Below are 26,175 nucleotides of genomic sequence, written 5' to 3' on the forward strand. Positions count from 1 at the left end.
CGCTCAGCGGCCCAGCTTGATGTCGAGCGGGGGGGTGTTGCCCCGGCGCGGAGGCTTCTGCACCGCCTGCCGGGGGCGCAGCTTCACGGACAGCTCGGGGGCGTCTCCGGCGGACACCCGCCGCGACGTGGGCTCATACCCCTCCAGCGTCAGGGCCAGCGTCACCGGTGGCGCGTTGGGCTCCAGGGGCAGCTCCAGCGGCGTCTCGCCGTAGGGCGCCCCCTCCACCGCGACCCGCGCGCCCGCCGGCTCCGAGCGCACCGTGAGCGTCACCGGCCGTGGCAGCGGCTGCGGCTCGGAAGGCACCGCGAGCGGCGGGGCCGAGGCCGTGATGGGAGGAGGGGCCGGGGCGGGCTTCTGCTGGCGCAGGAGGATGACGGCGGCTCCGCCGGCCAGCAGCAACATGCCCAGGCCCATCGCCGCCCAACCCCACCTCATGTGCCGCCGGGGCACCTCGGGTGAGACGGTGCGCGTGACATACACCCGCTTTCCGGAGTCGCCGGTGTGGGTGGTGGGCGTGAGGGGGGCGAACGTCAGGGACAGTGAGCGCGCGTCGCTGCCGCTGCGCGAGGTGTTGGACCGGGCGTCCAGGTCCGAGTCCTCGGTGAGCTGATCCAGGGAGGAGGGGTTGGCCTCGTTGGCGATGCGCTCGGCGTACAGCTCCCTCAGCCAAGCGCACAGGTGCGCGCTGCTGGCGGACAGCCGGTTCTGGACGATGAAGTCCTCGATGGCCAGCCGGAACGCGCCGCAATCCGGAAAGCGCGCCTCGGGCGTGGGGCCCAGCGCCCGGAGCACGAGCGCGTCCAGCCCGGCGGGCAGCGCGGGGTTGAGCAGGGAGGGCGGGGGCACCTGGCAGTCGCGCACCAGCCGCAGCGTCATCAGGTCCGACTCGCCCTTGAAGAGCCGGTGGCCCGTGAGCAGCTCCCACAGCACCACCCCCAGGGCGAACAGGTCACTGCGCCCGTCCACGGGCCGGCCATCCGCCTGCTCGGGCGACATGTAGGGGTACTTGCCCTTGAGCACTCCGGTGGCCGTGGTCGCGGCGCTCCCGGCGGCCTTGGCCACGCCGAAGTCGATGACCTTCACCCCTCCATCGAAGCCCACCAGGATGTTCTGCGGTGACACGTCCCGGTGCACGAGGTGGAGCGGCCGGCCCTCGGCGTCGCGCGCCTGGTGGGCGTAGTGCAGCCCCGCGGCCGCCTCCGCCACGATGCGCAGCGCCAGCCCCACCGGCACGGGGGTGCCCCGCGCCCGCGCGAACTTGTCCAGCCGCCGCACGTCCTCGCCCTGGACGTACTCCATGGCCAGGCAGTAGCGGCCGTCGACCTGGGCCCACTCGAGGATGGTGATGAGGTTGGGGTGGCGCAGCCTCGCCACGAGCTGGGCCTCTTCCTGGAACATGGCCAGGAAGTCCTCGTCCTCGGCCAGGTGGGGCAACACCCGCTTGATGACCACCAGCCGCTCGATCCCCCCACTGTGCTCGCGCGCCAGGAACACCTGCCCCATCCCGCCGGACGCTATCTTGCGCAGCAAATGGTATTTACCGAGGGGTACCGCCATGCTTCGCCAACATAGCGTGGCTTTCGAGAATCCGCGAACGCCCCCGCTTGCTCCTCGTCCGGCGGAGCAAGAGAAGCGTCCGGCACCGGGCCCTCAGGCCTTCAGCTTGTAACCCGAGCGCAACGCCACCCAGGCCAGGGCCGTCGCCACCAGCGCCACCCCCAGCAGGATGGCTCCCCCCCACAGCGGCGAGAAGCCACTGCTGCCCAGCATCCCGTAGCGCAGCCCCTCCACCATGTAGACGATGGGGTTGAAAAGGCTTACGTGGTTCCAGGGCGTAGGCAGTTCGCGCACCGAGTAGAACACCCCGCCGAGGAAGGTGAGCGGCAGCATGACGAAGGTGGGGAAGAAGTTCACCTGCTCGAACTTCTCGGCCCACACCGCCGCGAGCACGCCCAGCACGCTGAAGGTGTAGGAGGACAGCAGCAGGAAGAGGAGCGTGGCGGGCACGTGCGCGAGCTGGAAGCCGGTGAAGAGCGTGGCCACCCCCCAGGTGAGCAGGCCCACCATCAACCCGCGCACCATGGCGCCTCCGATGAAGCCGGCCAGCAGTTCCAGCGGGCCCAGGGGGACCACGAGCAGGTCCACGATGGTGCCTTGAATCTTGTTGATGAAGAGCGAGGAGGAGCTGTTGAGGAAGGAGTTGTTGGCCAGGCCCAGGAAGACGAGCCCCGGGACGATGAAGGACAGGTAGGGCACCCCCTCCACCGCGTGGGCCCCCCGTCCGGACAGCGAGTAGCCGAAGACGAGGAAGTAGAGCGAGGTGCTGATGAGCGGTGAGAGGACCGTCTGGCCCGGCACGCGCATGAAGCGGCGGACCTCCTTCACCAACAGCGTCTTCATCCCAGTCGTGTTCATGGCGTGGCGGGGGAGGGCAGGGCGTTGAGCGCGGCGGCGGCGCTGGCGGCGGGTTTGCCGCGGAGGATCTCGATGAGGATGTCTTCCAGGCGGGAGCTGCGCGTCTCCACGTTGCCCACCGGGAAGCCCTGGGTGTACAGCAGGCGCAGGACGTCATTGCCCGGCAGACCGCCCTCGCGCTCGGGGTAGGTGAGCGTGAGGCCGTCCGCGGAGAGCGTGGCGCCCGCCTGGCGCGCGGACTCGGGGGGCGTGGTCACCGGCTCGGTGAAGGTGACGATGAGGCGCTTCTCGCCCAGGCGGCGCAACAGCGTCGTCTTGTCCTCCACGAGCAGGAGCTTCCCCTCGTTGATGACACCCACCCGGTCGGCCAGCTCCTCGGCCTCCTCCAGGTAGTGCGTGGTGAGCACGATGGTGGTGCCCTCGGCGGCGAGCCGGCGCACGTAGGTCCACAGGTCGCGCCGCAGCTCCACGTCCACGCCCGCGGTGGGCTCGTCCAGGAAGACCAGCTTCGGCCGGTGCACCAGCGCCTTGGCGATGAGCAGCCGGCGCTTCATGCCGCCCGAGAGCGCCCGGGTGATGGAGTCCGCCTTGTTGCTCAGGTTGAGCGCGGCGAGCACCTCCTTCACCCGCGCCTCGTCCCGAGGCAGCCCGTAGTAGCCCTGCTGGATGTAGAGCGACTCGGCCACCGTGAAGAAGGGATCGAAGTTCACCTCCTGGGGCACGAGGCCGACCTGGTAGCGAGGCCGTACCGGATCCTCGTCCAGGTCCTGCCCGAAGACGAGCACCTTGCCGCTCGTCTTCTTCACCAGCCCGCAGACCGAGCCGATGAGCGTCGTCTTGCCGGCACCATTGGGACCGAGGAGGGCGAAGATCTCCCCGGGGCGGATGCTGAGGGTGACATCGGACAGGGCGGTGAGCTTGTTACCGCCATAGGTCTTGGAGAGACCTCGGAGCTCGAGCGCGGGAGGCGAGGACATGATGGCAGGGGCTTTAGCACCCTGGCCGAGCGTCCTGGCAGCGTTTTGATGCCCGCTGGACGCCATCGCACCATCCGTGCGTCTTGCGCCCGCCGTGGCTCCTTAGTATCCGCCAGCGTCCCGTTACCCAGCCTCAAGAGAGCGAGAGAGCACGATGGCCCAGAACTTCATCTTCACCATGCAGGACTTGCGCAAGGTCAAGGGAGGCAAGGACATCCTCAAGGGCATCTACCTGTCCTTCTTCCCGGGCGCGAAGATCGGCGTCATCGGCCCCAACGGCTCCGGTAAGTCGACGCTGCTGCGCATCATGGCCGGCGTGGACAAGGAGTTCTTCGGCGTGGCCAAGCCGGACCCGAGCGCGCGCGTGGGCTACCTGGCCCAGGAGCCGCAGCTCGACCCCACCCTGGACGTGAAGGGCAACGTGGAGCTGGGCCTCAAGCCCATCCGCGTGCTGCTCGATCGCTTCAACGAGGTGAGCGCGAAGTTCGCCGAGCCCATGGACGACGCCGCCATGGAGAAGCTGCTGGCCGAGCAGGGCCGGCTGCAGGACGCCATCGACGCGAGCAACGGCTGGGAGTTGGATCGCACCCTGGAGATGGCCATGGACGCGCTGCGCCTGCCGCCCGGGGACGCGGACGTGACGAAGCTGTCCGGTGGTGAGAAGCGCCGCGTGGCGCTCTGTCGCATCCTCCTGGAGAAGCCGGACCTGCTCCTGCTCGACGAGCCCACCAACCACCTGGACGCCGAGAGCGTGGCGTGGCTGGAGCAGGCGCTCAAGGAGTACAAGGGCACCATCGTCTGCATCACCCACGACCGCTACTTCCTCGACAACGTGGCCGAGTGGATCCTGGAGCTGGACCGCGGCGAGGGCGTGCCCTGGAAGGGCAACTACTCGAGCTGGCTGGAGCAGAAGCAGAAGCGGCTGGAGCTGGAGGAGAAGACGGAGAGCGCGCGGCAGAAGACGCTCAAGCGCGAGCTCGAGTGGGTGCGTGCCTCGCCCAAGGCGCGTCAGGCCAAGAGCAAGGCGCGCATCGCGGCGTACGAGCAGCTGCTCAACCAGACGCAGGAGAAGCGCGACCCGACGGGCGAGGTGACGATTCCGCCCGGACCGCAGCTCGGCGGGCTGGTGGTGGAGGCCAAGGGGCTGCGCAAGGCGTTCGGGGACCGGCTGCTCATCGACGACCTGAACTTCAAGCTGCCGCCGGGCGGCATCGTGGGCATCATCGGACCGAACGGCGCGGGCAAGACGACGCTGTTCCGGATGCTCACGGGCGCGGAGAAGCCGGACGGGGGCGAGCTGCGCATCGGCGAGACGGTGAAGCTGGCGTACGTGGACCAGAGCCGCGACGCGCTCGACGGCGACAAGAGCGTCTTCGAGGAGGTGAGCGGTGGGTTGGACTTCCTGGACCTGGGTCGGGCGGGACAGATGCCGAGCCGCGCGTACCTGGCGGGCTTCGCCTTCAAGGGGCAGGACCAGCAGAAGCGGGTGAAGGATCTGTCGGGCGGCGAGCGCAACCGGGTGCACCTGGCGAAGATGCTCAAGAGCGGCGGTAACGTGCTCCTGCTCGACGAGCCGACGAACGACCTGGACGTGGAGACGCTGCGCAGCCTGGAGGAGGCGCTGCTCAACTTCGCGGGCTGCGCGGTGGTCATCAGCCACGACCGCTGGTTCCTGGACCGCATCGCTACGCACATCCTGGCGTTCGAGGGCGACAGCCGGGCGTTCTTCTTCGAGGGCAACTTCGAGGACTACGAGGCGGACAAGAAGAAGCGCCTGGGCCCCGAGGCCCTCGAGCCGCACCGCATCCGCTACCGCCCGCTCACCAAGAGCTGAGAGGCACGGGAGTCACGGCTCCTCTCCCGGACGGGGGAGGGGCCGGGTGGGCTGTTCGCTCCAGGTGGGAGGGTGGTCATGATCCAGAAGGTCTCGTTCCGGAACTTCAAGGCGTACCGCTCGCTCGACTTGGAGCTGGAGCCGCTCACCGTCCTGGTGGGTCCCAACGCGTCGGGCAAGACGACGCTGTTGCAGGGATTGCATCTCGCGACGAGTCTGGCGGGGGGACGAGGAGACATCGTGAGCCCCTCGGCGCAAGTCGCGCTGAATTCGTACGGAACGACCCGTCCTATCGACTGGAGTCTTTCAGGGATGTGGGCTGGTACGGCCGGGGCCGTGCAAGTCGCGATTGCGTCCAATGTGAAGGACGCCACGGTGGCTGGTATGTGGGCGGGAGAGACTTTCGAAAGCAGTATTGAGTTGGGTAGGCGCCGAGCCGGAGGCTTTGGGAGAGGAGCGCCGATTCCATATCTTGGGCCCCTGGACTTCAAGAATGCGTTGCTGTCGACCTCCATCCTTCGTTTCGAGGCGCAAGCCTTGGCGGAGGCCTCCTACAGTGAAGATCCAATCCCTGACATTGGCGGAAGCGGAGAGGGACTCGCCTCGGTCTTGGCTTATTTGAAATTGAGCCAGGATGAGGTGTTCGACGGGATTGAACAAGCGCTCAAGCAGGTCGTTCCTTCGGTTCGTCGCATTCGGATCGAACGTGCGGCGGTCGAGCGAACCATGTTCAGAACCATTGCCCTGGATGAGCAACGCCATCAGGTTCCCGAACAGCAGACACTCTGGGGGAACAGGGTCGTTCTGGACATGAAGGGGGCCAAGGGCGTTGCCGCTGATTCCGCTGGCGAAGGCACCCTCATGGTGCTCGGGCTGCTCACCGTCTTGATGGGGCCGAGCAAGCCACGGTTGGTTCTTCTGGATGATATCGAGCTGAATCTTCATCCCGTGGCGCAAGGCAAGCTCATCGAAGCCCTGCGCAAACTCCAAGAGCGCGACCCTGAATTGCAAATCATCGCGACCAGCCATTCGCCTTTCATCCTGAACTACCTCAAGCCCGAGGAGGTGCGGATGACCTTCCTCGCGGAAAACGGCTTCGCTCGGTGTGAGAAGCTCACGGCCCACCCCGAGTTCGAGCGCTGGAAGGACCTCATGAGCCCCGGAGAGTTCTGGAGCACCGTGGGCGAGTCCTGGGTGGAGAAGGTGGAGACTCCGGCGGGCAATGAGTGACGCCGCACACGAATTCGCGGTGGTTTGCGAGGCGCGGGCCGACCGGGATGCCGCGTGTGGGCTCGCGGATCGCGTGCTCCTCGAGGAGGTGGATTGGCTCGCTCCCGAGACGCTGGACTCTTGTCGAAAATGGAGGGGCCGCACCTCGGAAGAGCCCTTCTTGAGGTGGGCTTCCGTGCGAGATGAGTTCCAGAGCACGGGCATCAAGGGGATTTTCGGCGGGTTTGGTGGTCAGCCCGGGGCGCTTGATGCACACGCCGCGCGGCGCGCGCTCCTGTTGCTGGCTTCGTCCAAGCATCTCCCTGATGCCGTGCTCCTGGTTCGTGACAGCGATGGAAACCCTGAGCGGCGCACCGGACTCGAACAGGCGAGGGATGCACGGAAGTGGCCCTTCCCGGTCGTCATCGGTCTGGCCGAGCCCAAGCGTGAGTGCTGGGTGCTCGTGGGGTTCGAGCCCAGGACCGAGGAGGAGAAGGCGCAACTGCAAAAGGAAGAGCGGCGGCTCTCATTCCATCCCGTTCGCGACGCGCACCAACTGACCGCGCGTGAGCACGGTGCCAAGAAGGACGCGAAGAAGGCACTGGAGGCCCTGACTCGAGGAGACCCGGAGCGCGAGCGCGTGTGTCTGGAGGAGACTCCCCTGGGCACTCTGTCGACCCTTGGACGCGAAACGGGTCTCGCGGCCTATCTCCAGGACGTTCGTGAACGGCTTGTCCCTATCCTGGGTGGCCACCGCGCACCCGGAGCTCACTCGCCCCCGTGAGGAGTTCCTTCTCCGAGCAAGGCGTTCGCCTGACGCCCGCTCACCAAGAGCTGAGCGGGGGAGGGGCCATGGCTCCTCTCCCGGAGGGGGGAGGGGCCGGGGGGCGTGTCTGGAGTTGAGTCGGACGCTTCAGCTCCGCCCTTCGTAGAAGCGGCAGCCGTTGTCCCAGAGGACCCGTCTGGCGACCGCGGGAGTGAGCCGCTCCACGAGCAGGGCGCTGTCCTCGCGGATGCGGGGGGGATGATCGACGTGGGGGTAGTCCGAGCCGAAGAGGACGCACCCCTCGCCGACCATGTCGATGACCAGCTCGATTCCCGGCTCGTTCGCCTCGCAGGTGATGAAACATTGCCGCCGGAAGTAGTCCGAGGGCTTCATCCGGACGTTGTCGCGGACCTCCCATTTCACGTCCGCGTATTTGGCGTCCATGCGTGACAGCCAATAGGGAAGCCAACCACAGCCCGCCTCCAGGAACCCGACGCGAAGCCTGGGATGGCGTTCGAGCACGCCCCCCTCGATGAGCGCCAGCAGGGCCGTCATCTGCTCCAACGGGTGGGAGCAGACGTGCCTCGCGAAGTGCGTCTGGAAGCGCTCGCTCCCCAGCGTGGGCACCCGGGCGTGGGTTCCCTCATGCACGCCGACCGCCACGTCCAGCGCTTCACAGCGTGTCCAGAAGCGCTCGTAGGCGGGATCGCTCAACATCCGCCCCCGCACGGGATTGGGACGGAGCATCACGGCCTTCCAGCCCCAGGAGGCGATCCGCTCCAGCTCGGAGACCATCTGCTCCGGGTCATGCTGGCACAGCGCCCCCACCCCGCGCAGGAACTCCGGAGCATGGGCGCTGAACTCCCGGAGCCAGTCGTTGTACGCGCGCACCAGCGCCGCGGTCAGCGCTGGCTCCAACGAGTCCACGGCGAACAGGAAGAGCCCCTTCGTCGGGTACAGATAGGCACGCTCCACGCCCATGGCGCGCAGCGTGTCCACGTGCGAGGCCGCGTCATACCCCGCCAACATCTGCGGCAGATAGTGCACGAGCGCCTGCATGGCGCCGCGATGCCAGACACGCTGGGCCACGGGTCCCAGCAGCAGCTCGCCGTCGATCTCCATGTTGTGGAAGCCAGGGCTCGACAGGTCGAGCGCCCGCTGCACCGCCTCGGGGGAGAGCCCCTGCCTGGCACATGCATAATGGAAACGCGCCTGGTTCACGACGTCGCTCATCCCCTCCTCTCCCTGGGAGCGCTGAGCCTCGCGGAACGTGGGCGCGCGCGACTGGAAGGCGGGCTCCAGGTATTTGTTCCACAGGTCCAGGGGTTCAATCACGTGTGCTTCTGAATCCAGGATGGGCAGTTGAGATGCCATGACTTGAGTTTCCTCGACCGCACGCGAAAACAGCTCAAGTTTTCCCGCGTTGACAGGTAGGGGGAGGGCGTGGTTAGGTCGGGTCCTCTCGCGCTACCCTCTACGGTGGTCAGATGACGGATCGCAGCGTGTCGGATGCGAATGCATCCTGGAAGCGGACGTGGCCCAAGATCGTGGCGCGGGCATGGGCAGACGACGCATTCATGGAGCGGCTGAAGCGGGATCCGCTGAGTGTGGCCAAGGAGTATGACTTGCCCATCATCGAGGACGCCGCCTATCAGGTCGTCGTCTACGATAATCCCGCCTCGGTGATCTCCGTGGTCCTGAGCATTCCTCCGAAGCCGGGGGATCTGCAGGACGAGAGCCTGGAGACGCTCTCCGAGTACGCCGAGAGGCACAGCTGCGCCAACTCGAGCACGGCTTGAGGGTTGTCGCAGGTGGTATCCTCGCCGCATGGCTGTTCCCCGGATTCCTGTCTTCAGTCGGCATCTCCAGATCGAGTCCGTCGACTCCGTCGGTGTCTTCCTGATCACCGACGAGGATGTCGTCTGGCTTGGCGGAGAGCTTTACCAGGCACTGGTGCCCCTGGCCGATGGCCGGAGAACACAGGAAGACATCGTCACGGCGCTGGAGCCCCGCTACACGGCCGCGAAGGTGTATTACGCGCTGGAACGCCTGACACGGAAGGGTTGGCTCGTCGAGGCGGCTCCTGGAATCCCTCCCGAAAATGTCGAGTATTGGAATGGACTGGGAGTGGACGCCGCCAGCGGAGCCAGAGCCCTGGCTTCGTCGCGGGTGTCCCTGGTGCGGTCCGGGAATGCAACGCTCGATACGATCCTGGAAGAGGCGCTCGAGGCGGCGGGTATCCCGCTCGTCGAGCATGGCGGTGGTTTGACCCTTGTCGTCACCGATGACTATTTGAATCCTTCCCTCGCGGAGCTGAACCAGCGGGCGCTGCGCTCCGGCGGGCCCTGGGTGCTGGCCCGGCTCACGGGCAAGGTGGCCTGGCTCGGCCCCTATTTCGTGCCAGGGAAGACGGCGTGCTGGGAGTGTCTGGCCCAGCGCCTGCGCACCAACCGCCTCGTCCTCAAGTTCATCGAGGAGCGCCGCGGCCAGGGCTTCCTCTCCCAGCAGGGCCGTGGCTCGAGCGAGAGCTCCCTGCGCGCGGCGGCCTCCCTGCTGGCCATGGCGATGGTCCGAGGCCTCGTCACCGGGAAGAGTGGGCTCGAGGAGGTGCTCGTCACGCTGGACATGAGGGCGCTCCGGACGGAGCACCACACGGTGGTCCATCGCCCGCAGTGCCCCGCGTGTGGCAATCCCAGACTCATGGAGGAGCGGCAGCTCCGTCCCCTTCAGCTCGAATCCCAGCGCAAGCGCTTCACCCAGGATGGGGGGCATCGGCTCATCAGCCCCGAGGAGACGTTGCGCCTCCACCAACACCACGTCAGCCGGCTCACGGGGGTGGTCCAACAGCTCGAACCCATCCACACCGGGCAGGGCGAACTCGCGCCCATCATCGACTCCGGGCCCAACTTCGCCCGTCGGAGTCAGGAATTGGAGCTGCTCAAGCAGACGCTGCGGAATCGGAGCACCGGCAAGGGAAAGACGTGGGCCCAGGCCCGGGCCAGCGGACTGTGCGAGGCCATCGAGCGCTATTGCGGTGTGTTCCAGGGAGATGAAGCCCGGCGCTGGGACACGTTCCGGGGGCTCGGGGAGGAGGCGCTCCCTCCCCAACTCCTGCTCGGCTTCAGCGAACGGCAGTACCGCATCCGGGAGCAATGGAACGCCACGAGCACCCCGCGCATCCACCAGGTTCCCCATCCCTTCGACGAGGGCCGACGGGTGGAGTGGTCGCCCGTGTGGTCCCTCACGCAGCGGAAGAGGCGCTACGTGCCCACCGCCTATTGTTATTACGGCTACTCGGACGGTGCTCCCGCCTTCTGCTGGGCGGACTCCAACGGGTGCGCCGCTGGCAACAGCCTGGAAGAGGCCATCCTCCAGGGCTTCCTCGAGCTGGCGGAGCGGGATGCGGTGGCCCTCTGGTGGTACAACCGGGTGCGCCGCCCGCGCGTGCGTCTGGAGGACTTCGACGAGCCGTACTGCCACGAGCTGGCGAAGTCCTACCAGCGCATGGGCCGCGAATTCTGGGTCCTGGACCTCACGAATGATCTGGGCATCCCCACGTTCGCGGCCCTCTCGCGCGATGTGTCACGGGCGCCCGAGCGGATCAGCATGGGCTTCGGCGCCCACCTGGAGGCCCGCATGGGCATCCTCCGGGCGTTGACCGAGATGAACCAGTTCCTTCCGTTGCTGGAGCACTCGGCCGCGGGCGCCGCTCCTGGTGAGTCCGAGTTCACCCGGTGGCTTGAGACGGCCACCCTGGCCCAGCACCCGCATCTGGCTCCGGCGGAGGGGGCGCTCGCGGACACCGCCGCGTACCGGGCTCACCCCGGGAGCGAGGATCTTCGCGAGGACGTGGAGCACTGTGTCGAGAGGGCGCGGCGGCTCGGGCTGGAGACGCTGGTGCTCGACCAGACACGGCCCGATGTCGGGCTCTCGGTGGCCCGGGTCATCGTGCCCGGGCTGCGCCATATGTGGCCGCGGCTGGGCCCCGGGCGTCTCTATGATGTCCCCGTGCGTCTGGGATGGTTGTCCCAGCTCACCCCCGAGGAGCAGCTCAACCCGGTGGGCATCTTCATCTGAAGGCATTCCTCCGAGTGAAGGCCATGTCTGACTCCAGTTCCTCGTTCCTCCACGTCGCCTTTCCCGCTGGAATCCGCATCGAACAGGGCGAGGACGGCCCCCGGCTCTGGGTTCGGGATGAACTCCTCTCCCTGGGGGTCCTGCCACGGGCGCTCTGGGAGGCCTTCGCATGGCTCGCGGAAGGAAGTGTTTCCGAGGACGCGCTCGTCGGGCAGGTGGAGAAGGCGGGGGGATTCCAGGCCGTGGTGTTCCTGCATGTCGCCCTGGCGAAGCTCGCGCGGCGGGGCGCTCTTCGCTACCTCGTCCAGGGTCCTGCGGGAACACTCGCCACCCTGGAGCCGCTCTCTCCGCGGTTCGAGCTGTCGTCCCAGCCGCTGGCCTCGGTGCGGCGGCTCCGGCTCTCGCGCTTCGCGCACGTCCGGAGGGAGGGGGAGGCGCTGGTCCTCGAGAGCCCTCGCGCTCATGGCCGGGTGGTGTTTGGTCATGCGGCCGCCCTGGTGCTCCTGGCCGGGCTCGCGATGCCCACGACGCCTGACGCCGCGGTGGAGCGGCTCGCTCCTCACGAAATCCCCGCCGCCCTGACCCTGTTGGAGCTCCTCTTCCGCACGGGGTTCGTCCTGGCCGCGGAGTCCGATGGGAACACCGAGGAGGAGCACCGCCCCGCCCTGGCCCCCTGGGAGTTTCACGATCTGCTCTTCCATGCGGCCTCCCGCCGACGGCTCTACGGGCGGCGCGTGGGGGGCACCTACCGTCTGGCGGGCACGCTCGCCCCGCCTCCCGTGGTCCCTCCTCCCTCCGAGCCAGCCATCGTGCTGCCCCGCCCCGACCTCGCGCTGCTGGCGCGGAGGGATCTACCCCTCGTCGAGGCCATGGAGCGCCGCCGCTCCCACCGGGAGCCTGGAGCGCGGGGCCTCATGCTCGCCCACCTGGGAGAGCTTCTGTTCCGGTGCGCGCGCGTGAGGCAGGTGCATCCAGGCGAGCGCGACGAGGAATCCAGCCGTCCCCATCCCTCCGGGGGTGCCCGCTATCCCCTGGAGACCTACGTCGTTGTGGGTCAGTGTGAGGGGCTGGAGCCCGGCCTCTATCATCATGATGCCGCGGGTCACCGGCTCGAGCAGCGCTGCGGGATGACTCCCACCGTGCGGGCGCTGCTCGCGGATGCCCAGGTGGGCTCGCATCCGCCGCGGGTGTTGTTGATCCTCGCGGCCCGGTTCGCACGGACTTCCTTCAAGTACGAGTCCATCGCCTACGCGCTCATCCTCAAGGAAGCGGGTGTCCTGCTCCAGTCCCTCTCACTGGCCGCCACGGCCATGGGACTCGCCACCTGTGTGGTGGGGCGTGGCAACCCGGAACTTTTCGAGCAGGCTGCCGCGACGGAGGGCGCGGCGGAGTCCTCGGTCGCGGAGTTCGCGATCCACGGATGTACTCCCGAGGGGCCACCCTTGGCAGAGCCACACTCCAGGCCCTAACGTCCGGCGCCGCCCAACAACGGAGCGAATGATGACCGCGGGGAGCGTTGGAGAGGGTGCCAGTTCCAGCAACGTGAGCACGCCTGACGAGATCTTCCCGCCGGGATACCGGCTCGGCCGGTATGAGATCCTCCAGCGCGTGGGCGTCGGCGGCATGGGGGTTGTCTACCAGGCGCGTGATCTCGAGCGCGGCACCATCGTGGCGCTCAAGACGTTGCACCGGCTGGAGCCTGGCGCGCTCCTGCGGTTGAAGAACGAGTTCCGGTTCATGGCGAACGTGAACCACCCGAACCTCGTGTCGCTCCATGAGCTGATGTCGGTGGAGGATCGCTGGTTCTTCACCATGGAGTACATCGACGGGGAGGATTTCTGGGTGCGGCTGCAGCGGGCCGTCCAGGAGAACGCGGGGGCTACCGCCTTCCAGCCCTCCCACACGGTCACCTCCGTGAGGAACACCCACGAGGGCGCGACCGCCACCATGGCGAGCGTCCCGGAGGCTTCGTCCAGCTCGGAGGACGCTCTGGGCGCCGCGGCGTTCGCGGTGGTTCCGCCCCGGCCCCTGCTGCCAGCCGAGGAGATCCGGCGCATCTTCCGGCAGATCGCCCTCGCCATCGAAGCATTGCACTCAGCCAAGAGGCTCCACTGCGACATCAAGCCTCGCAACGTGCTCCTGGCGCGTGACGGGCGGGTGGTGCTGGTGGACTTCGGCCTGTCGAAGAACCGCGCGGAGCCGAGTGTGAGCGAGCTGGCCGGCACCCCCGCCTATATCTCACCCGAGCAGATCGCCGGGCTGCCCGCCTCCGAGGCGAGCGACTGGTTCTCCTTCGGCGTGATGCTCTACGAGACGCTCACCGGGAGGAAGGCCTTCTCGCGCAGCCGGCTGCTGAGTGGGAAGGTCCTGATCGATCCGCCCTCTCTTCCCCCCTCGAATGAGGTGCCGGAGGATCTGGGCGCGCTGTGCCGTGCGCTGCTGCAGCGCGACCCGTCCCTGCGGCCCAAGGGGCACGAGGTGCTGTCCCTGCTAGGGCAGGCCACGGACGCGCCGCTCGCGGTGGCGTCTCGGGACAGTGGCCTGATCGGCCGCGAGGAGCACCTCGCCGCCCTGTGGGATGCCTACACGGCCGTGGGAATCGGCAGCCGGACGGTCGTCGTCCACGTCCACGGCCTCTCCGGCATGGGCAAGACGGCGCTCGTGCACCGCTTCTTCGCGGCCATCGGCGAGCAGCGGGACGCCATCGTCCTCAGCGGGCGGTGCTACGAGCGTGAATCCGTCCCCTACAAGGCTTTCGATCCGCTCATCGACGCACTCGCCCGCTACCTGCAGACCCTGCCCCTGGCCGAGGCACAGGCGCTGGCGCCCCAGCACCTCCCCGAGTTGCTGCGCATCTTCCCCGTGCTGCGCCAGGTGGAGGCGTTCTCGCGCGTGGCGCCCAGCCCCACGGACTCGAGCCGGGATCAACAAGAGCTCCGCCTGCGCGCCTTCCGCGGCTTCAAGGAGCTGTTGGCGCGCCTGGCGCGGAACAACCGCGTGGTCCTCCACATCGATGACCTCCAGTGGGGAGATCAAGACAGCATCATCGCGTTGGGCGAGTTGATCGATCCGCCGGACGCTCCTCGGCTGCTGTTGCTGTGCGGCTACCGCACGGGGGAGGGGGAGGCCGCGGGACTGCTCGTGGCGCACCGTGCACGCGGCGCCGTGTTGGAGAACCCGCTCGATGTGCGCGAGGTGGTCCTCGGTCCCCTCACGGAGGAGCAGTCACGTCAGCTCGCGGCATCCCTGCTTCAGGTGGACGTGGCGGATCCCCGGGTCCACGCCATCGCTCGAGAGGCGCACGGGAGCCCCTTTTTCGTCGAGGAGCTGGTTCAGTACACGCGCTCACGGGGCGCGCGGGGGCCAGAGCTGACCTCGGTGACGCTGGAGCAGGTGGTGCTGAGCCGGGTGGGGCAACTGCCCGAGCACGTGCGCCGCCTCCTGGAGCTGGTGGCCGTGGCGGGCAGGCCGGTGGAGCAGGGGCTCGTGTCGGACGCGGCCGGGATTCAAACGGACCCGCATGCCCCGTGGACCCTCCTGCGCTCGGCCAACCTGGTCCGCACCCGGGGCGCGCGGGTGGAGGATCTGGTGGAGTGCTATCACGATCGGATCCGTGAGAGCGTTTTCAACCACCTGGCGGCGCCAGTGCTCACGGCGCATCACCTGAAGTTCGCCACGCTCCTCGAGGACAAGGGCGGAGCGGAGCCGGAACTCCTGGCGCTGCACTTCCGGGGCGCCGGTGTGCGTGAGAAGGCCGGGCGCTACGCGGCCCTGGCCGGTGACCGCGCCGCGAACGCGCTCGCGTTCGAGCGTGCCGCTCAACTGTACCGGGACGCGCTGGAGTGCCTGCCCGGAGAGACGGCGTTGGTGGGAAAGCGGGCGGACGCGCTCGTCAACGCGGGCCGGTGCGCGGAGGCCGCGCCGCTGTACCTGGAGGCGGCGCGGAGTGCCCCGTCCGAGGAGGCTCTCGAGTTGCGCCGGCGCGCCGCCGAGCAGTACCTGGTCAGCGGGTGCATGCGCGAGGGAACCGAGGTCCTCAGGCCGCTGGTGACCGAGCTGGGGCTGTCGTACCCGGCGACTCTTCAGGAGGCCTTGCAAGGAATCATCGAGCACTCCATCCAGTTGCAGAGCGGAGGTTACCGGCTCAAGGAGCAGCCGGACGGAGCGGGCTCGCCGTTGTTGCTGCGTCAGGCGGATGTGGCCTGGAGCGCGTCCAAGGGACTGGGCTCGGTGGACATCCTGCGGGGGGGCTACTACAGCACGCGTAGCACGCTGCTCTCCGCCCAGGCGGGAGACGCCAGGCGCACCGCGCGGGGGTTGGCCGTCCTCGGGTTGGTCACCGTGGCGCGCGGTACGCCCGCGGATGTCGAGGCGGGCAACCTCATGTTCGCCGAGGGCGAGCGCATCCTGAGCGCCGGGGGCGACGATCCCTATCTGACGGGTTTGTACAAGGTGACGCGTGGCACGGCGGAGATGTCGCTGGGCCACTGGCGTGTCGCGGATCGCCTGCTCACGGAAGGTGACCAGCTGTTGCAGGAGCGCTGCGCCGGCATCGCGTGGGAGATCAGCCAGGCACGCATGTGCGACGTCTATTCGCTCGGGCAGCTGGGGCTGCTCCGGGAGGCGGCGAGCCGGGGAAACCGCTGGTCGCGGCTCGCCGAGGAGACGGGAGATCTGTTCGGCGGGGTCTCGCTGGAGATCCACACGAGCGATGCCTTGCTGGCGGCGGACCAGCCGGAGGCCGCGCTCGAGCAGCTCCGGAGGGCGCTCTCCAAGTGGTCCTCGGAGCTGTTCACGCCCCAGAACCTTTATGGGGTCGTGGATTCGGCGAAGTGCGAGCTGTACAAGGGGGATGCCGCAGCGGCCTGGACGCTCATCGAGGGCGCGTGGCAGACGGCGCTCGCCGCCAATGCCATGGGCTGGCAGTTCACCCGCGTGCAGGGGCTGCACTTCCGCGCGGGAGCCGCGCTGGCGCTGGCGGGTCAGCGGCCCTCGGAGCGTGAGCGGCTGCTGGCGATCGTCTCCCAGGAGACGCAGCAGATGCGGCAAGAGGGCCGGCACTACGCTCGCGCATCGGCCGCGCTCCTCCTGGGGGGCCTGGCCATGACGCGAGGACAGCCCGAGGAGGCGCTGCGTGAGCTGGAGTCGGCGCTCGCGGGCTTCACCGAGGCGGACATGGCGCTCTATGCCGCGTGCGCGCGCTGGCACAAGGGGCGGTTGCTTGGCGGAGACGAGGGACGGACGCTCGTCGCCGAGGCGGAGGCCGTGATGCATGAGCAGGGGATCCGCCACGCCGAGCGCTGGGTGGACGTGTTCGCACCCGGCTTCCCCAGGCGATGAGGGAAGAGCCCTCGGCCGCGCTGCATGCCCGGGTGGCGCGACTCGCCGCCCGGGCGGCCCTGGCGGGCGGCGTGCCGGGTTGGGAGCGTGAGCTCGCGCTCTGGTTGGAGGAGGCCGCACGGGCCGAGGGCGAGGCCGTCATGGCCTGGAACGCCAGTCCGGAAGAGGCCGTGCTGGGCCCGCTCCTCGCCGCCGCCGGGGCAGCCCTCACGCGCCAGCTCGCGCACGTGGACGTGAGGATGCTTCCTTCCGCGCACGGGGCGCTCGTGGGGCTGCTCTCCCGCCGTCTCGTGGCCGCGTGCGCCCAGGTGCTGGCGTACGAGCGCCGGGCCATCGAGGCCGTGTCCAGCGGCCCCGCTGCGCTCGATGCGAGCACGAAGGGGTGGTTGCAGCGGCTGGAGGCGTACCCCGTCCTCGCCGCTCTTGTGACACGGCGCATGTTGGATTGGCGGGTGCATGTCCTCGAGATGCTGTCGCGGCTCGCCGTGGATTCGGAGCTGTTGGGGAAGAGGCTCTTCCACGGTGCTCCCGTGCCAGTTCTCGCTGGTGTCCTGGGAGATCTCGGCGACCTGCACGGTGGCCGCTCGGTGGCGGTCCTCCAGTTCGAGGGAGGGCTTCACGCCGTCTACAAGCCGAAGGATCTGCGCATCACGCGCGAGGTCCAGGAGTTCTGCGCCTTCCTGAACGAGCGGGGGCTCCCCCTGTCCTTGCACGTCCGCGAGGTCCTCTGCCGAGAGGGCTACACGTGGGAGGAGTTCGTTCCGCCGCGACCCTGTGAGAGCGCCGCCGCGGCCGGGCGGTTCTACTTCCGCATGGGAATGCTCGTGCGCCTGCTGCAACTGCTGGAGGGACGGGACTTCTGGCTCGACAACGTGGTGGCGGCGGGGGAGTTCCCGGTGCTCGTGGACCTGGAGATGGTGTTGCAGCCCCGCCGGCGCATGTCCGCGGAGCCACCGGTCTCGCGGTTGGCGGAGGAGCACCTTCGCGAGTCGGTGGCCCTGCTCGGCATCCTCGCCGCGCCTCTGGCCATTGCTCCGGGTGTCCCCGCGGAGGATGTCGGAGCGCTGACGCCGCCGCGTGTCTTCATGAGCCCATTGCGGCAGGGCCACGCCCGCTGGACGCATGAGGCGCATGCTCCGATGCTGGCGGGTGAGCCCGTGAGGGCCGTGGAGCACCTCGATGCCCTCCTGGAAGGGTACCGGGCGATGCACGCCCGGTTGCGAGCGAGCCGCCAGGAGTTGCTCGAGGCCGGAAGTCCGCTCGCGCGGATGGCTGGGCTGCCAGTCCGGTACATCCACCGGAATACCTGGTCGTGCCACCGGCTCATCCAGGCAGGGCTGGCGCCGGCGTTGCTGAGCCAGCAGGAGCGTCGCGAGGAGTCCTTCTCCAGCCTGCTCCGCGGGGCCCGTGCCCACCCGGAGGCGGAGGCGGAAGGCCGGGTGGTGCATGCGGAGGTGGACGCCATGCGCTGGCTGGATGTGCCCTACTTCCTCTGTCCTGTCGGCGGCGATGTGCTGCTCGGCGCCGACGGGCAGCCACTCCAGGAGGGCTTTTTCGAAGGCGATGCGCTCACTCGTCTGAGGCAGCGCATCCGGGAGCTGGATGGATTTCCGCTCGGGCGGCATGAGGACTTGCTGCGCTCGACGCTCGCGGCCGGACGGCATGCCCTGGCACCTTTGGAGCCGGTCTGGGCCGAGGCGGAGGACTCCCCGGATTGGCTGGCGGAGGCCATCGGCGTCGGGGACACCCTGCTGGGTGAGGCGATCTCCGAGGGGGGCGCGCTGGCCTGGTTGGGAATGACCTACCAGCCACTCCACGATCTCTGGCAACTGGATGTCCTGCCCGCGGACGTGCTGACGGGCTCCGCGGGGATCGCCCTCGTGCTCGCGAACCTCTACAGGGTGAGCGGCCTCGAGCGCTTCCGGGCCGCGGCGCTTGGAGCGCTCGAGCCGGTGCGGTGGGCCATGGCACATGCCGGCTCCACCCCTCCGCCCTTCCTCGAGACCGGTGCGTTCCGTGGCCTCGGAGCGCAGCTCCATGCATTGCACCAATGCGGCCTCGTCCTGGATGCGCCGGAGCTTCAGGCGTTGGCGAGGGCTCGTCTCGCCGCGCTTCCACTGGAGGCTCTCCTCGCGAAGACCTCGCTCGACGTGGTGTCGGGCATGACGGGCTTGCTGCTGGTCCTGCTCGCCTCCGATGAACTCGGGGCCGCCCGGCTCGTGGTGGAGGTGCTGGAGCAGCGGCTCGCGACGGGCGCCGCGCCCCCGCCGTGGCCGGGCGCTCACACCCTGGACGGACTGCCTCCCCTGGCCGAAGGATTGGGGCTGTGTGCCGGACGTGTGGAGAAGCGGCTCGGCTCGGTGCCGCGGTGGCGGCGCTTCGCGCCAGGGGAGCGTGATACCCCTGGCGCCTTGTTGACCCGGCTCGCCATGGTGCGCGAACAAGAACGACCCGACGGCTCGCTCCGGCCTCGCGTGCTGCGCGCGCTCGAGGAGGCTCGAGCCGCGTCCGCGGTGGCCGTCCAACTGGATGCCATCGAGCTCGCCCTGGACGCGGCCCAGACGTGGGAGGACGCCGCGCTCACCTCATGCGCACGGCGATTCGGGGCCGCCCTGCTCGCGAGGCGCCGCCTCCGAGGACGCTGGTTTCCCGAGCGCCTCGAGGCGGATGCGCATCAGCTATCAGCCATCTGGGGGCTGTCCGCCGTGGCGCACGCCTTCCTGCGCCTGCACGAGCCTCGGGTTTCTTCTCCGCGGCTGCTCGCTCCGCCTTGAGTCAGCTCCCCGTGTTCGCGTGTTTCCGTGTGTCCGCGAGAGGCCAGGCGCCGAGGGCCTCCGCCAGTGCATCCCCGATGGGCGTTCCGAGGCCGGTGCACGCATTCCAGGGAGTCTTGCTGGAGGCCGAGTAGCCACCGGTGCTCCCTTGAGTGACCGGCCGGATGACCTTCAGCTTCTGCGTCACGCAGAGCGAGTAGAGCAGGGGGTTGAGCCAGCCCACTCGCACCTTCGGACCGTGATTGAGGGCCAGGCCCTGGTTGATGAGCAGCACGAGGGCCGCCCACATGGGCGCCGCCGCGCTCGTTCCCCCGCCGACGGCGGGTTGGCCATCGAAGAAGATCTGGTAGCCCGTCAGCATGTCCGCGTTCGCCGCGACGTCGGGAGTGCCTCGGCCCGCGTAGCTGCTGGTCTCGGCGAGGGTGAACTTGTTCCATCGCCGGGTGATGGCGGGCAGTACCTGCGCGCTCCGCTGGTAGTTGGGGAGCGGGAACATCTTGCTGATGCCTCCACCGCTCGCCATGGAGAAGTGGATGGCGTCACCCTGCTGCTCCTCGTCGGCGCTCCAGAGTGTGTGCTCATGGAGCCTGTTCCAGACCACTTCCTCCAGGATGTGGCCGTGGCTCGCATGCAGGGTCGTTCCACCACAGCCCAGCACATAGGGGCTCGTGGCGGCGAAGTTGGCCGCGGGAGTCATGCAGGGGTTGCCTTGCTGGATGACAGGCGTCACCGAGCCATAGTCTCCGGAGGAGGAGCAGACGGTGATGCCCTGGAGGGCCGCCAGCCGGAACAGCTCGTCGAAGATTTCAGCCTCCTCGGGGGTGGGCCCCCGGCCGTCCACCTCGGGGAAGGACCAGCTCACCGACAGCACGGATGGTCTGTGTTTGCCATCGAAGATGGCGTACTGGAGGATGTCGAAGTACTCCCGGATCCCCGTACCCCGCGCATGGTAGACGACAATCTCCGCCTGGGGGCAGAGCGCCGCCGCGATCTGGATGTCCTGGGTCACTTCCGCGTTGGGCAGCCAGGAGTCGTCGGGCGTGCCCTCGCCGAGTTTGATGATCCTCGGCATCTCGACCCCGAGCGCCATGAAGTATGCCTTCATGTCCTGGTCGGAGTAGCTGCCCGCCAGCGCGATGATGCCCAGGCACTGTCCATGGCCTGTCAGGGGAGGGTACTGGTAGAGCCTGGCAACCTCTTGAGGCGTATAGGAAATGGGCTGGAGCGGATCGGGGGCCCACCCCATGGAAGCGAGGGCGGCATCCGTTTCCAGAGGCGCGGTGGTCTTCTTGGTGTGCGGCTGGGCCTTGTAGTGGAAGGATGGACGCGTGATGATCCGGTCATCCAGGCCGAGGATCCACCGCACGCATTCACTGACGTCCGCGGGAACACGAAAGGTGAAGAACCCCCGCGCATCCTCCGTGACCTGGAACGCGGCCCGAAGGGCTTCCACGCTGCCGGACACCTTGACGAAAGCGCCTCGACGACTGCACTCGAGGACCTTGAGCCCGGCGACGATCGCGTAGCCCATGACCCGGAGGATGTCCTCGTGCGTGGCGCCGTACTTCGCCACGATGTCCTCCTGGGAGAGGTACTTTCGTTCCGCCGGGAGCTTGTGCTCCATCTCGACGAGGGCGGGCACCTGGTTGCGGCGGCGGAGGACGAACGTCACCGTGATGGGCGGAGCGTCAGGCGAAGGGCGGACGGCGAGGCGCTCCTGGCTCAGACCCGCTGCCTCTCTCGTGGAGCGTGGACCGGTAGGACGGAGCTTCGAGGAAAGAGCGAGCTTGTGTTGAGGGCCGATGACAGCCCGGGTCTGCGATGCGTGAGGTGCCATGGCGCGCGAGCATATGCGAACTCCGCACCGCGTCGCCGGACGGCGCCGGAGCCGAAGTCGTCAACCTTTCCTCCCCAGGAGGCCAGGCGGGGAAGTAGGCCAGGGGCGGGGTTGCGCTATGGTCGCGGGGCGCGTCCTCCGCCTCTGTCCGCCCATGAACGTCGTCTTCATTTCGCCCCGCTTGCCGCCCCGGTTCTTCCACTTCGGTGGCCACGAGGTGAGGCGTTGCTTCACCGCGCAAGGCGTTGGCCTGGCGTTCCTCGTCCTGGCCTGGCTCCTGCTTCTGCCCGCGCAGGTGGCCGCGTCCTCCAGGGCTGAGATGCCGGGGACAGTGTCCTCTTGTGCAGGACAGGCCCTCCCTCCAGGCTGGCCCGACTTCTCCTCTGATGACCGTCAGGAGTTGCTGGCGCCCTTCCTCGCCTGCTCCTCCCCCGCCGACTTCCTCGCCTTGCAGCAGCGCGTGGACATGCCCCGGCTGGTAATGCGGCTGGACGACTGGAGCGCCGTACGGCTCGGCTCGTTGGGGCCCGTACGCGAGGAGGCCGCCGGAGTGCTCAATCGCAAGCGCACCTCCTTCCTGCTCCAGTCTCCCGAGCGCTACGGCGCGGCCAACGCCGAGGTTCTCGCCCACTTCGTCCTCGACTCGTCCCATGACGACGACGTGCGCGACATCCTCACCCTGCTGGCTCGGGACAAGCGGCTCCAGGAAGTGCTGGAGCTGTTGCCCTCACTGAGTCCGGCGCTGGGGGCGAGGGAAATCAAGCCTTCGGCCCACGCGGAGCGGGACTTCCAATGGAGCGACGTGGGCCGAGGTCTGGCTCGTGCGGGCAGGGATGCGCTTTCCACCAGTCCCCTGGTGGACGGAGCCCAGTCGCGGCTCATGGAACTCTCCACGATTCGGGCCCAGTTGCCGCCGCCCTATCAAGAGGCGCTGGACGTGGTGGAGCGCGAGCAGCTCGCGCGACGGTTCTCGAAGGGCCACCTGGCGGTGGGCTTGCTGGACCACATGACCTTCGGTGTGCCGCTGGGCTTCTACAGCCTGGTGGCCGGAACGGGTCACGGCGTGTATGCGCTGGGGCAGGGCCGTTACGAGCAGGCCGTGCGTGAGTTGACGCCCGCTGTCCTGCTGGTGACTGTGTACGCCGGGGGAAAGGGGGCGCGCTTCCTGTCCGAGGCTCGGGGGAGCACGGGGGGAGCGCGGGTGCCGAGCGGGCTGGAGGTGATGGAGTCCCGCTTCAAGGGCCTCCAGGAACTGGGGCGGCAGTGGAAGGCCAGACTGGGTGTGGAGGGCCTGCGAGAGTTGGCTCGGGACATCCAAGCCAGCCGGGAGGCGGGCCGCTTCGTGGCCGTGGGGGGAGTGGACGCCGCCCTGGCCCTTCGCGAGGCCCGGGGCGACGTGGCCAGGGCCCAGGCGATGATGTCCAAGGCCAGACCCGAGAGCACGCTCTCCTCGGCGGTAGGGAGTGGTTCGGCGGAAAGGACAGGGGAAGGGGCCCGCGCGGTGGGCGAAGCTTCACGCCCTGGACTGAAGACAGTCAGTGCCGCGGAGCACTCCGGAAGTCTGGCCTCGCTGGTGGACCACGAGGCTGGCCTCACGCAGCAGGTGGTGGAGGCCAAGCTCGCGGCGGCTGAGCTTGAATCCACGAGCCCGCGCCTGCCCAATAACGTGGCGGTGTTGGAGAAGCAGCGTCCCACCCTCGATGCTCCGCCGCCTGGGGCCCAGGACAATCCGCGCTGGCGCGAGTACGTCGCCTACTACGAGAACAGGATGGGGGAGATCAAGGATGGCAAAACAGTCAAGGGGCCGCTGCGCTGGGTTTCCTATGAGACGATGTGGGGAGGATTCACCCGGGGACTGGTTTTCGAGCGTTTCATGGTGAAGCTGCTGAGGGCCGACGCGAGACTGCCTCGGACACAGCGCCGCTTCCTCGGGGACTTCGACAAGCCTCGGATCGAGAGTTACGTGGGCGTGAGAAAGCCAGGCATCGGCCTGCGCTACGCGGATGTACTGATCATCGAAGAAGGTGAACTCGCCGGGCGGCCACGTCGTGTCGAGACGTTGAGCTTCAAGAGCCGAAACTTTTCCGGGCTGAGGCAAGAAGCCTTGACGGCGCAGATGATTGCGGATGCGAAGGAAGCTCTGCGGAAATACGGCGAGACCCTGGACATCCGCCGAGACTCTCTCCAGCCTCTTCTCCGTGAGGGCGGTGAGGTGCCGGTCCAACGGGTTCGCCTCATCTACGAGGGGGGCGATCTCAGGCCCAATGAGGCAGACGTGTTGAATGCAGCCGTAGAATCGACCCGGGCAATCGTTCCGGGCGTGGAGGTGTCCTTCCAATGAAGGTGCTGGAGTTTTATGGCGTGAAGCCAGAGGACAGCCTCAGACTCATGCTTGAAGCTGCCTTCACCCGGCAGACGGAGTTGCAACGTGAGTTGGAGCCCTTTCTCCAAACGTTGGAAGCGTACGCCGGCGAGTGGATGCCGGACGTCGTCAACGGCAAGCGGCGACGCAAATATACCACTGCTGCCGTTTGGAAGGCCTTGGAGGAACGGGGCTACGAAAGGTACACATTTTGTGGCTTCTCTCGCACGAAGTGGCCCGCGTTGGATATATTTCTCGGTGTCAAGTTGCCGCCTCTTCCTCCCATGCTGGACATCATGGTCAGTGTTAAGCCACTTTCCTTCTTCTCGGAGGTGGAGCGCTGTCACCAATTCGTGGAGATGGTGCGTGCCTGGGCTTCCCGCTACGTGGTCACTCATGCCGCGGCCCACAGCTCTGATGACAAGGAATTGACGGGCTCTCCCAATTTCGGCCGTGACGACGAGACCCGACGCAGGGATGGGTTCGACAAAATCTACGAGGTGTTCTGGCTCAACGTCTTCGGTCCGAAGCTGGTGGAGACCGTCGGTCGCGAGCGCATGCTGTCCACTCCCGCCCACCGGGTGGAGGAGCTCCCCAACGGCTCCATCCTCCTGGTGACATGGCCCACGGTGACCGACTTCGCCAGCCCCGAGGCACGGCTCGCCCAGGCCCGCGCCCACGTCCACCTCCGGCCCGACCTGGATTTCGACACCGTGCTGCGCACCCTCCAGGAGCGCAGCGCCATGCTCGCTCCCGTGGAGCCCTGCTTCGACCCCGACATGGCGCCGCTGCTCTCCCGCGTGGTGGACCGCGCCGCCAGCCACGAGCGCCAGCGGAGAATCGCCGAGTTCAACGTCTGGCGCCCGCCCGAGCCCGAGGAGTGGCGCCCCGCCGACTCCGCTCTGCCCTCGGACGTGGAGGACCCGGATGCGGCTCGCGAGCACTACGACACCCTCGCCGAGCACCTCGTGGCCCTGCTGCACACCGAGGTCCCCTCCGTGTTCAAGGAGACGCCCGAGTCGCTCACGGAGGTCGACTTCTACTTCTGGCGCGAGGAGTTCCCGAAGAGCCGTCTGCCGGAAGCCATCGAGCAATACGCGATACCCGCCATCGGCGCGTACCTCGGCCAGGTGCTGGTACGCCACCTGGGAGGGAGCTGGATACCGCGCCAGAAGCTCGAGGAAGCCCAGGTGCTCGTGGGCAACCGCGTGTGGTTTCCCTTCGTCCGGGCACGCCACTACATGGGCTCGAGACAGGCGCTGCTGGACTACTCCCTCACCTGGCTCTACCGCGTCGCCGAAAGGCATCGGAGCTGAAGTAGTCAACCTTTCGCCTTCAAGCTGCCCCGCGGGGAAGTAGGCCGGGGGCGGGGTTGCGCTATGGTCGCGGAGCGCGTCCTCCGCCCCTTCCCGCCCATGAACGTCGTCTTTATTTCGCCCCACTTCCCGCCCCAGTTCTTCCACTTCGTTACCGCCCTGCGCGAGCGCGGTGTCAACGTGCTGGGGCTCGGCGACACCCCCCAGGAGACCCTCCGCCCCGAGCTGCGCAAGGCCCTCTCCGAGTACTTCTTCGTCCCCAACCTCCACGACCACAACGCCGTCCTGCGCGCCGTCGCCTACTTCACCTGGCGCCATGGCCGCATCGATCGCATCGACTCACTCAACGAGACGTGGCTCGGCATCGAGGCCCAGCTGCGCGAGGACTTCAATGTCCCCGGCCTGCGTCCCGCCGACATCGACCGGCTGCGCAGCAAGCTCGGGATGCATGATGTCTTCAAGCAGGCTGGCGTGCCCCACCCGAGCTGCATCCGCGTGCGCGACGCGGCCGGGGTGAAGGCCTTCGCCCATGACGTCGGCTATCCGCTCGTCCTCAAGCCTGACGTCGGCGTCGGCGCCGCCCGCACCTTCAAGGTCAACTCCGACGCGGACGTCGACCATGCCTTCTCCGGTTCCTCCCTCACTGGCTACGTCGCCCAGGCCTTCGTGCGCGGCGCCATCGTCACCTATGACGGACTCGTGGACCGCGACGGCGAAATCATCTTCCGCCTCAGCCACGAGTACAGCGATGGCGTCATGGAGGTGGTGCTCGAGCAGCGCGACATCTCCTTCTGGAGCCTCCGGGACATCCCCCCAGCGCTCGAGGCGCTCGGCCGCCGCGCCGTGAACGCACTCGGCCTGCGCGAGCGCTGGTTCCACCTGGAGTTCTTCCGCCTGTCCGATGGCGGCTTCGTCGTGCTGGAGGCCAACCTGCGTCCCCCCGGCGCCTTCATGACGGACATGATGAACTACGCATGTGAGATCGACGTGTACCGGCTCTGGGCCCGGCTGCTCACCGGCGACGACGTGCGGGGCTTCTCCTATTCGCCCCGCTACCATGTCTGTCACAGCTCCCGGCGCGCCATGCGTCAATACCGTCACTCGCACTCGGAGCTGGTGTCCCGGTTGGGGGGCTCGCTCCTGATGCACCAGGAGATGCCCGCCGTCTTTCACGCCGGCATGGGCAACGAGATGTATCTCACCCGCCACGAGGACCTGGACTCCATGCGCGCGGCGGTGCGCCTGGTGCAGGCCACCCTCTGAGC

Annotated in this window: 16 protein-coding genes; 11 read left to right on the plus strand and 5 right to left on the minus strand. The window is 68.0% G+C overall.

Annotation, left to right across the window (positions count from 1 at the left end; all coding sequences use genetic code 11):
• Positions 1-3: 3 nt before the first annotated feature.
• The 3 genes from F0U63_RS04035 to F0U63_RS04045 form a co-directional block, all read right to left on the minus strand.
• Positions 4-1,560: a serine/threonine protein kinase gene (locus F0U63_RS04035; RefSeq protein ID WP_395843874.1), complete on the minus strand. Its 1,557-nt coding sequence runs from the start codon at positions 1,558-1,560 to the stop codon at positions 4-6.
• A gap of 93 nt (positions 1,561-1,653) precedes the next feature.
• The gene (locus tag F0U63_RS04040) at positions 1,654-2,403 is read right to left on the minus strand and encodes an ABC transporter permease (protein ID WP_395843876.1); all 750 of its coding nucleotides are present in this window, start codon (positions 2,401-2,403) and stop codon (positions 1,654-1,656) included.
• Positions 2,404-2,414: 11 nt separating this feature from the next.
• Positions 2,415-3,395, minus strand: a complete 981-nt coding sequence (locus F0U63_RS04045; protein ID WP_395843878.1) for an ABC transporter ATP-binding protein — start codon at positions 3,393-3,395, stop codon at positions 2,415-2,417.
• 154 nt (positions 3,396-3,549) lie between these two features.
• Here F0U63_RS04045 and ettA point away from each other — a divergent pair, with 154 nt between their 5' ends.
• The 3 genes from ettA to F0U63_RS04060 all read left to right on the plus strand — a co-directional run bounded on the left by ettA (position 3,550) and on the right by F0U63_RS04060 (position 7,222).
• Complete coding sequence (ettA, locus tag F0U63_RS04050) at positions 3,550-5,229, plus strand: energy-dependent translational throttle protein EttA (RefSeq protein WP_395843880.1); 1,680 nt, start codon at positions 3,550-3,552, stop codon at positions 5,227-5,229.
• 78 nt (positions 5,230-5,307) lie between these two features.
• Complete coding sequence (locus F0U63_RS04055; protein ID WP_395843882.1) at positions 5,308-6,459, plus strand: AAA family ATPase; 1,152 nt, start codon at positions 5,308-5,310, stop codon at positions 6,457-6,459.
• Positions 6,452-7,222: a hypothetical protein gene (locus F0U63_RS04060; RefSeq protein ID WP_395843884.1), complete on the plus strand. Its 771-nt coding sequence runs from the start codon at positions 6,452-6,454 to the stop codon at positions 7,220-7,222. Before F0U63_RS04055 ends, F0U63_RS04060 begins: the two co-directional genes overlap by 8 nt.
• Before the next feature lie 129 nt (positions 7,223-7,351).
• Here the strand turns inward: F0U63_RS04060 and F0U63_RS04065 are convergent, their stop codons facing one another.
• Entirely contained in the window at positions 7,352-8,578 is a 1,227-nt protein-coding gene (locus F0U63_RS04065; RefSeq protein ID WP_395843886.1) for an amidohydrolase family protein, read from the minus strand.
• A gap of 203 nt (positions 8,579-8,781) precedes the next feature.
• Between F0U63_RS04065 and F0U63_RS04070 the strand changes: the two genes are divergently transcribed.
• From F0U63_RS04070 to F0U63_RS04090, 5 genes are all read left to right on the plus strand, one after another.
• Positions 8,782-9,003, plus strand: coding sequence for a hypothetical protein (locus F0U63_RS04070; RefSeq protein WP_395843888.1), 222 nt, complete (start codon positions 8,782-8,784; stop codon positions 9,001-9,003).
• Positions 9,004-9,031: 28 nt separating this feature from the next.
• Positions 9,032-11,281 (plus strand): TOMM precursor leader peptide-binding protein, encoded by a 2,250-nt coding sequence (locus F0U63_RS04075; protein WP_395843890.1) that lies wholly within the window; start codon positions 9,032-9,034, stop codon positions 11,279-11,281.
• 23 nt (positions 11,282-11,304) lie between these two features.
• Complete coding sequence (locus F0U63_RS04080; RefSeq protein WP_395843892.1) at positions 11,305-12,750, plus strand: SagB family peptide dehydrogenase; 1,446 nt, start codon at positions 11,305-11,307, stop codon at positions 12,748-12,750.
• Between the two features lie 73 nt (positions 12,751-12,823).
• Positions 12,824-16,621: a protein kinase gene (locus F0U63_RS04085; protein WP_395843894.1), complete on the plus strand. Its 3,798-nt coding sequence runs from the start codon at positions 12,824-12,826 to the stop codon at positions 16,619-16,621.
• Entirely contained in the window at positions 16,618-19,395 is a 2,778-nt protein-coding gene (locus F0U63_RS04090; protein WP_395843896.1) for a DUF4135 domain-containing protein, read from the plus strand. Before F0U63_RS04085 ends, F0U63_RS04090 begins: the two co-directional genes overlap by 4 nt.
• 1 nt (position 19,396) lies before the next feature.
• Here the strand turns inward: F0U63_RS04090 and F0U63_RS04095 are convergent, their stop codons facing one another.
• The gene (locus F0U63_RS04095) at positions 19,397-21,232 is read right to left on the minus strand and encodes a protease pro-enzyme activation domain-containing protein (RefSeq protein WP_395843898.1); all 1,836 of its coding nucleotides are present in this window, start codon (positions 21,230-21,232) and stop codon (positions 19,397-19,399) included.
• A 331-nt stretch (positions 21,233-21,563) separates the two neighbouring features.
• Between F0U63_RS04095 and F0U63_RS04100 the strand changes: the two genes are divergently transcribed.
• The 3 genes from F0U63_RS04100 to F0U63_RS04110 all read left to right on the plus strand — a co-directional run bounded on the left by F0U63_RS04100 (position 21,564) and on the right by F0U63_RS04110 (position 26,173).
• Positions 21,564-23,573, plus strand: a complete 2,010-nt coding sequence (locus F0U63_RS04100) for a hypothetical protein (protein WP_395843900.1) — start codon at positions 21,564-21,566, stop codon at positions 23,571-23,573.
• Positions 23,570-24,910: a hypothetical protein gene (locus F0U63_RS04105; RefSeq protein WP_395843902.1), complete on the plus strand. Its 1,341-nt coding sequence runs from the start codon at positions 23,570-23,572 to the stop codon at positions 24,908-24,910. Before F0U63_RS04100 ends, F0U63_RS04105 begins: the two co-directional genes overlap by 4 nt.
• A gap of 99 nt (positions 24,911-25,009) precedes the next feature.
• A complete protein-coding gene (locus tag F0U63_RS04110) occupies positions 25,010-26,173 on the plus strand; it encodes a carboxylate--amine ligase (RefSeq protein ID WP_395848311.1) in 1,164 nt (387 codons plus the stop codon).
• The last annotated feature ends 2 nt before the right edge of the window (positions 26,174-26,175 follow it).

This window comes from Cystobacter fuscus, assembly GCF_044360685.1.
Taxonomy (GTDB): domain Bacteria; phylum Myxococcota; class Myxococcia; order Myxococcales; family Myxococcaceae; genus Cystobacter; species Cystobacter fuscus_C.

Coding starts and splice junctions, on each gene's coding strand:
- F0U63_RS04035 (WP_395843874.1), bottom strand. CDS start 1,560: ATGGCGGTACCCCTCGGTAAATACCATTTGCTGCGCAAGATAGCGTCC.
- F0U63_RS04070 (WP_395843888.1), top strand. CDS start 8,782: ATGGAGCGGCTGAAGCGGGATCCGCTGAGTGTGGCCAAGGAGTATGAC.
- F0U63_RS04105 (WP_395843902.1), top strand. CDS start 23,570: ATGAAGGTGCTGGAGTTTTATGGCGTGAAGCCAGAGGACAGCCTCAGA.
- F0U63_RS04065 (WP_395843886.1), bottom strand. CDS start 8,578: ATGGCATCTCAACTGCCCATCCTGGATTCAGAAGCACACGTGATTGAA.
- F0U63_RS04055 (WP_395843882.1), top strand. CDS start 5,308: ATGATCCAGAAGGTCTCGTTCCGGAACTTCAAGGCGTACCGCTCGCTC.
- ettA (WP_395843880.1), top strand. CDS start 3,550: ATGGCCCAGAACTTCATCTTCACCATGCAGGACTTGCGCAAGGTCAAG.
- F0U63_RS04045 (WP_395843878.1), bottom strand. CDS start 3,395: ATGTCCTCGCCTCCCGCGCTCGAGCTCCGAGGTCTCTCCAAGACCTAT.
- F0U63_RS04040 (WP_395843876.1), bottom strand. CDS start 2,403: ATGAAGACGCTGTTGGTGAAGGAGGTCCGCCGCTTCATGCGCGTGCCG.
- F0U63_RS04110 (WP_395848311.1), top strand. CDS start 25,010: ATGAACGTCGTCTTTATTTCGCCCCACTTCCCGCCCCAGTTCTTCCAC.
- F0U63_RS04090 (WP_395843896.1), top strand. CDS start 16,618: ATGAGGGAAGAGCCCTCGGCCGCGCTGCATGCCCGGGTGGCGCGACTC.
- F0U63_RS04060 (WP_395843884.1), top strand. CDS start 6,452: ATGAGTGACGCCGCACACGAATTCGCGGTGGTTTGCGAGGCGCGGGCC.
- F0U63_RS04080 (WP_395843892.1), top strand. CDS start 11,305: ATGTCTGACTCCAGTTCCTCGTTCCTCCACGTCGCCTTTCCCGCTGGA.
- F0U63_RS04095 (WP_395843898.1), bottom strand. CDS start 21,232: ATGGCACCTCACGCATCGCAGACCCGGGCTGTCATCGGCCCTCAACAC.
- F0U63_RS04075 (WP_395843890.1), top strand. CDS start 9,032: ATGGCTGTTCCCCGGATTCCTGTCTTCAGTCGGCATCTCCAGATCGAG.